Below are 4,029 nucleotides of genomic sequence, written 5' to 3'. Positions count from 1 at the left end.
AGGGGTTAGGGGTTAGGGGTTAGGGGTTAGGGGTTAGGGGTTAGGGATTAGGAAAGAGGAAAATTTTTGACTTTTGACTTTTGACTTTTGACTTTTGACTTTTGACTTTCAAGCTCGTACTTGTACGGGCATGATTAAGTGGGTAGCTTTCCAGCCTCCCAGCGGTTTTATGACTACAGGACTCAGCGCCTGATTCAGTTCTACTTGTACTTGTGGTGTATTCAAGTTTTTCAGACTTTCCATCAAGTACTTGACATTGAACGCAATATCGATACTCTCTCCAGAAAGCTCGATCGCAATTGACTCCTGACCGCTACCTACGTCTTTCGCTTCTACTGACAAAGTGAGCTTTTGGCTATCGTTATCCAAATTGGCTTTGACAATGTTGTTTTTTTGGTCGGCAAAAACGGAAATCCGCTCTATGGCACTCAAAAACTGTTTGCGATCGAGCGTAAAATTTCTGATAAATGCCTTTGGCAGCAGCTGGCGGTAAGTCGGAAACTGCCCTTCCAGCAACCGCGTAGTTAGACGTTGGTCGCCCCACTCAAACACAACTTGACTGCCGTCGAAACTAAGGCCAACCGAAGGTACAGGCTGGTCTGGATTTTGCCCTTGGCGCATACCTAAAATCCGTTCTACTTCTCGCAGCGCTCTGGCCGGCACGGTAACATTCAGATCTGTTTCGCTGATGTTATCGTCCTCTTCTTCATCATCCTCATTCTCTGGCTGTTGATGAAAGGTTTCTACCATTGCCAATCGATGTCCATCCGTAGCCGCAAATTCCAGGCCATCTTTAATAAGGGTAAGATGAACCCCTGTTAAAATTTGTTTAGTTTCGTCCGCACTGGTCGCAAATAAAGTACCGTGCAATCCTGCAATCAAAGTTTCGGCTGCTAGATAGATTGTTTGGCCGTTTTCTATGGCGGGCAGTTCTGGATACTCTTGCGCTCCCATTCCTCGGACTTGATAGCGTCCAAAAGACGAAGTTATGGTGGCTAGGTATTCTTCCGCTTCATCGTCTACCTTGATTTGTCCGTTTGGCAGACGCGAAATAATGTCGTTGAGCAGCTTAGCCGGTAGCGTTAAGGTGCCCCCGTCTTCTACTTGCGCTGCAAAGCTTGTTCGGATTCCCAAGCTGAGGTCAAATGCGGTTAAGCTGACTCGCTGGGAATCTTCATCAGCTGTCAATAGCACGTTGCCCAACACCGGATGTGTTGGTCGAGAGGGAACTGCACGACTGACCAATGAAAGGTTGGTACTGAGATCGTTTTGCTCGCAAATGAATTTCATCGGTGTTTTGCTGTCTGCTGGCAGTTATGGAAGTCTTTGGCAAGCATAGCTCAGAACGATATTGTAGTACTTTTGTATTGCCATATTCTATACCTTGCTTCTATCTCATTTTGAGGAAAAATATCAATACACATCTCCTCCAAAAGAATCTCAAAGGCAGGCAGGATGCCTACCCCACAAGAATTTTTGGAAATGTCTAATATATAGCGACCCATAAGGCGTCAGTTAGGACGTTCTTAATTCCACCAAACCCAAGATTTCTATGCACTTCTTCCTCTAGCCCCTAACCCCTAACCCCTAGCCCCTCTCTATAAGTTGTGGAAAATGTGGAAAAAGTCTGGGAACATATTCCCTGCAAGCTTTTCATAAGTTATTTGCCTGTGGAAAACTTGGGGAAAAAGCAAACATTTTTCCACAGAGTATTTATACTTAATATATTTTCCACGCAAATATTGAGGTTTTCCACAAATTTTCCACAGACTTTTCCACAATCAATTTGGGATTTTAGATTTTAGATTTTAGATTTCAAGGGTTAGTTTGCGATCGCGTTGCCAAGTTAATGCGATCGCTCAGTTGGCGCAGCGTTTGTGCCATATTCGGGTCGCTATCTCGCAGTTGGGCAACTTTTTCGCAGCTGTACATCACCGTTGTGTGATCCTTACCGCCAAACTCCTCGCCAATTCTCGGCAAACTTAAATCTGTGTGATGGCGCATCAGGTACATCCCAATTTGCCGCGCTTGACTAATTTCCCGTCGCCGCGAGTTTCCTTTGAGATCTTCGATCGAAACTTCATACGCCTCAGCGATTACCATCAGAACGATATCTGGTGTCGTCGCCACTTTCTCTGTGGGTGGATTTAAAACTGGCGCGATATTTTCTACCGTCATCGGCAATCCAGAAATCGAGATATAAGCGACCGCACGAATCAAAGCACCTTCTAATTCTCGGATATTAGAGGTGTAATTGGTAGCAATATACTCGATTACTTCGCGAGGCAAGCGCATATTCTCGTATTCCGCCTTCTTTTGCAGAATTGCCATGCGCGTTTCCAAATCTGGCGGTTGAATATCGGCAATTAATCCCATTGAGAAGCGGGAACAGAGGCGTTCTTGCAGGCGAGGAATTTGTTTGGGGGGTCGATCGCTCGCCAATACAACTTGCTTACCAGCTTCGTGTAATGTGTTGAAGGTGTGGAAAAATTCCTCTTGGGTGTACTCCTTCCCTTCGATAAATTGGATATCGTCTACCAACAGCACATCAGCGGCGCGGTAATGTTCGCGGAAACTTTGCATACTATCCTTACGAATAGCTGCAATTAAATCGTTGGTAAATTGCTCGGTGGAAACATAAAATATTCGGGAATCTGGAGCGATTTCCAGGCGATAGTGACCGATCGCTTGCATGAGGTGTGTTTTTCCCAATCCGACGCCACCGCAGAGAAACAGGGGATTGAACTCGCGTCCGGGAGATTCCGCCACTGCGAGAGAGGCGGCGTGGGCCATGCGATTGTTTGGGCCAACAACAAACCGGGAGAAAACGTGCTTGGAGTTTAAGGTGCTTGGTTTGGGACGGTGGCGATCGCTATTTTCTGATATGCTGGGTGCGATCGGCACTGGCCAAGCAACGCTAGAGTCGCCATTTGTCGAACTTTCATCTCCTTGAGCGACTGTGATGTAAATTTCTACCGGATGACCCAAAATATCTTCAACTACATCGGCAATAGTTTTGATGTAGTATTTTTGCAGCCAATTGCGAGCGAACGGATTGGGCGTGCGAATTACCAAACAGTTATTTTCCAATTGCTCGGCGTTAGCAGTTTTGATCCAAGTCTCAAAGGTGGGACGGCTCAATTGTATCTGCAACCGTTCCAGTACCTGACTCCAGAGACTCTCAAGCGCAAGTTCCACAGCATTCCTCTACCGCTAACGGCCAATATATAAAGTATGCAATACGGGAGCGAGTTTAACGAAGGTATTTGCTATTATATGTCAGTTTTCACAGATCGTTCCCTGTGCGATCGCACGGTCTGGCGGAATTATTCTGCTCATCTGCACCTTTGTTCATTTTTGTAGCTGTACCGCACATAAATTTTTCGATGTTTTTAAAGTAGGCTACTTTGATAATTGCTAAGTTTTGTGGAAGGCAATCAGACGAGATTGTTTAAATCAAAGCGCGATCGCACACGCTTATTACTCTGGGAAAAATTTTGTATTTCAATCCCGTTGCCGGGATTCTGTTGATTGAAAGTTTATTTGTTGTCGCACCCCATAAAAATTTTGCTGTTTCAATCCCGTTGCCGGGATTCTGTTGATTGAAAGTCGAGATGAAAAGAATGAATGATGCTTACAGAGAAAAGTTGTTTCAATCCCGTTGCCGGGATTCTGTTGATTGAAAGCAACACCTTTTGCTGGCGACTCACATACAAAAGGGTTTCAATCCCGTTGCCGGGATTCTGTTGATTGAAAGCCGGATAACGAAATTACCAAGACAGCCGCTGCGTTTCAATCCCGTTGCCGGGATTCTGTTGATTGAAAGACTTCTGTTTTGCGAATAGAAAAATTGATTACTGGTGTGTTTCAATCCCGTTGCCGGGATTCTGTTGATTGAAAGTCCGATAGAGAGAAAAAGAGCTAAGTAGTCGGACAAAAGTAATCGACACTGTATGAACTTTTGTTAAGGCACTTGCAGGAGTGCGATCGCTACCCACGGATAGTACAAATGTATTGTAAAAATTGACA

The 4,029-nt window shown here is 45.1% G+C and carries 2 protein-coding genes and 1 CRISPR repeat array; both genes read right to left on the bottom strand.

Going from position 1 to position 4,029, the window contains the following annotated elements; translation table 11 throughout:
* Window positions 1-108: 108 nt before the first annotated feature.
* The gene (gene dnaN, locus H6G03_RS36975) at window positions 109-1,290 is read right to left on the bottom strand and encodes a DNA polymerase III subunit beta (protein ID WP_190475905.1); all 1,182 of its coding nucleotides are present in this window, start codon (window positions 1,288-1,290) and stop codon (window positions 109-111) included.
* 525 nt (window positions 1,291-1,815) lie between these two features.
* Window positions 1,816-3,198, bottom strand: coding sequence for a chromosomal replication initiator protein DnaA (gene dnaA / locus H6G03_RS36970; protein ID WP_190475903.1), 1,383 nt, complete (start codon window positions 3,196-3,198; stop codon window positions 1,816-1,818).
* A 303-nt stretch (window positions 3,199-3,501) separates the two neighbouring features.
* Window positions 3,502-3,901: a CRISPR direct-repeat array (repeat unit 37 nt; unit sequence GTTTCAATCCCGTTGCCGGGATTCTGTTGATTGAAAG).
* Window positions 3,902-4,029: the final 128 nt, after the last annotated feature.

The sequence above is a fragment of the Aerosakkonema funiforme FACHB-1375 genome, from assembly GCF_014696265.1.
GTDB lineage: Bacteria > Cyanobacteriota > Cyanobacteriia > Cyanobacteriales > Aerosakkonemataceae > Aerosakkonema > Aerosakkonema funiforme_A.
This window is presented reverse-complemented; position numbering and strand designations above follow the sequence as displayed.